We start from the raw sequence: 2675 nt of genomic DNA on the forward strand, positions 1-2675 counted from the left end.
CCCCTTGTCACACAAACTACCGAAGCCTCCGTTAAATTGGGGGTCTCCGAGTAGCCGGGGGAACGGTCCCATCAAAAGCGCAGGTAGAGAGCTTGCGCCCTTTCTCGTCTACTTTAAGGGTCCGGGTTTAACGTTACAGTAAAATTGTTTACCACCTTCCAGCGAAGAAAACCCCAGGATCGCGCCCCCCGACCCGCCGCCGCGGCCGTGCGGCGACGGTGTCCCGCTTCGGTTCGCGCCGTCGCACCATCAGCTGCTGGAACCCGTTGCCCTGCCGCACCGCCGCGGCCCTATAGCCCGGCGACGGTGGGACCCCGCGGCCCAGTAGGGGCGTCGCCGCTGCGGCCCTATAGCCCGGCGACGGAGAGCCGCTGCTCGAGGGCCTCTTGGTGGATGGCGTACTGCAGCGCGGTCTCGCGCGTGATGCGCCCGGCGTCGACCAGCTCGAACAGGCTCTGGTCCATGGTCCGCATGCCCTCCGGGCCGCCGGCGGCGATGACGCTGTCCATCTGGTGCGTCTTCTCCTCGCGGATCAGGTTGCGGATCGCCGTGTTGGTCACCATGATCTCGAACGCCGGGGTCACGCCGCCGTCGACGGTCGGCACCAGCTGCTGGCTCACGATGGCCTGCAGCACCATGGAGAGCTGCATGCGGATCTGGCGCTGCTGCGTGGGCGGGAATGCGTCGATGATGCGGTCCACGGTGCCCGCCGCGCCCGTCGTGTGCAGGGTCGAGAAGATCAGCTGCGCCATCTCGGCCGCGGTCACGGCGGTGGAGATGGTCTCAGGGTCGCGCATCTCGCCGAGCAGGATCACGTCGGGCGCCTCGCGCATGGCGGAGCGCAGGGCCTCGGCGTAGGTCGCGACATCGGTGGGGATCTCGCGCTGGGTCACGATGCAGGAGCCGTGGCGGTGCACGTACTCGATCGGGTCCTCCATGGTGATGATGTGCCCGGAGCGCTCGCGGTTCAGCCGGTCGATCACGCACGCGAGCGTGGTGGACTTGCCCGCGCCTGCCGGGCCCGTTACCAGCACGAGCCCCTTCTGAAAGCGCGCGATGCGCATGACCTCCTCGGGGATGCCGAAGTCTGCCGGGTCGGGCAGGCCGAAGGGGATGACGCGGACCACCGCGCCGAGTGAGCCGCGCTGCCGGAACACGTTGGCGCGGAAGCGGCCCACCCCGGGCAGCGCGAACGAGAAGTCCTCGTCGTGGTTGCCCAACTCGGCGAAGCGCTCGAACGGGCGCCCGGCCACCTCGTAGATGGCGCGGACCATGGCCTCGGTGTCGGCGGGCATGAGGGGGCCGGCGTCGGAGCGGACCTGGCGCCCGTCGACCTGGTAGGTGAGCGGCAGGCCGGCGATCACGAAGATGTCGGACGCCCGCACGTCGATCATGTTCTTGAGGAACTGCTCGAGGTTCATGGTTGGCTCCTGTTCGTCGGGGTGGGTCGGTGTCGTGCGCGGTCGGGGCCGGCGCCCTCAGGTCGAGGGTCCCGACCAGACGGTGTCGCTGGTGTCCTCGGTCCAGAGGGTCGTCGCCTTCCAGCTGCTCGTCTCGCAGGTCAGGTCGGCGGTCACGGTGAGCTCGATATCGAGGAGGCGCCCGGACGCGGTGGCGAACCGGACGGTCGCGGTCGCGTCGGCGGGGTCGACGGATGCGGTGTCTACCTGCGGGAGGAGGTCCGCGTCGGCGTCCTCGTCCGCGGCGGCCGCTGCCGATGCGGCGGCGTCGGCGAGGCCGGGGAGCGCATCGGCCAGCAGGTCGGTCGCGCCGCCTCGATCGAGGCCGTCCTTCTGGGCCTGCGCGAGCAGCGCATCGACGCGGGCGACGAGCTCCTGGCCGGCGCGCTCGTTCGCGTACAGCGCGGAGACGGAGTCGGCCTGGCGCTCGGACCGCGCGAGGCCGGCGCGCGCCGTCGCCAGCGCGAGGACCGCCATGACGGCCAGGCAGATGATGATGACGAGGGCGAACAGGCTGATGGGGCCCATGCGCACCGAGCTGTTCCCGCGCGCCATCAGATCACCTCGCCTTGGTCGGAGGGGGACGCGTTGTCGACGGGGGAGGGGGACGCGACGACATCGGCGGGGGAGGGGGAATCGGCGGCCGAGCCGTCGGCTGCGGACGCGGTTCCGGCGGATGAGCTGCCGTCCGTCCCTGCCGCATCGTCGCCGCTCGCGTACCGCTCGGTCACGAGGCGGTACACCTCGTTGCCGTCCCCGTCGGTGACGAGAATCGTCGCGCGGTACAGCGTCCCGACGGCGCCGGACGAGTCACCGGACGAGCCGCCCGACGGGGCGTCGTCCGCATCGGGGCCCGTCTGGCCGTCCGCGTGGCCGGCATCGTCCGCCGCGACGGTCGCGATCGCGCACGACGCCGTGAGGCCGTCGCGCTCGAGCGGCTCCGGCTCGGTCGCGGGGTCCGCGGCGAACTCCTCAGCGAGGTTTGAGGCCATGGCGACCGCCTGCGCGAGCTGGGAACCCTCGGCGCCCATGCCGCGCGCCTGCGCGAAGGCCTGCATGAACAGGGCGAGCGATGCAACGAGGAACGCCAGCAGCACGAGGGCCTCGACCAGCAGGGCGGTGCCGTGCCAGCTCGCCCGGCCCCCGTCGCGCCGACCCGCGTCCGGCCGTCCGGAGCCCCCGTCGCGCCGCGCCGCGCCCGCGCCCATGCGCCCG

The 2675-nt window shown here is 71.6% G+C and carries 3 protein-coding genes; all 3 read right to left on the bottom strand.

The window, feature by feature from the left end; translation table 11 throughout:
• Nucleotides 1–347: 347 nt before the first annotated feature.
• Nucleotides 348–1421, bottom strand: a complete 1074-nt coding sequence (locus PHA29_RS10390) for a type IV pilus twitching motility protein PilT (RefSeq protein WP_270849563.1) — start codon at nucleotides 1419–1421, stop codon at nucleotides 348–350.
• Nucleotides 1422–1478: 57 nt separating this feature from the next.
• On the bottom strand, nucleotides 1479–2015 hold the full coding sequence (locus tag PHA29_RS10395) for a hypothetical protein (protein WP_270849564.1): 537 nt from the start codon (nucleotides 2013–2015) through the stop codon (nucleotides 1479–1481).
• A partial coding sequence (locus PHA29_RS10400; RefSeq protein WP_270849565.1) for a hypothetical protein occupies nucleotides 2015–2675 on the bottom strand: 661 nt, incomplete at its 5' end. The genes PHA29_RS10395 and PHA29_RS10400, both read right to left, overlap by 1 nt.

The organism is Candidatus Collinsella stercoripullorum (genome assembly GCF_027669965.1).
In the GTDB taxonomy this organism is placed as follows: Bacteria; Actinomycetota; Coriobacteriia; order Coriobacteriales; family Coriobacteriaceae; genus Collinsella; species Collinsella stercoripullorum.

Coding starts and splice junctions, on each gene's coding strand:
- PHA29_RS10390 (WP_270849563.1), bottom strand. CDS start 1,421: ATGAACCTCGAGCAGTTCCTCAAGAACATGATCGACGTGCGGGCGTCC.
- PHA29_RS10395 (WP_270849564.1), bottom strand. CDS start 2,015: ATGGCGCGCGGGAACAGCTCGGTGCGCATGGGCCCCATCAGCCTGTTC.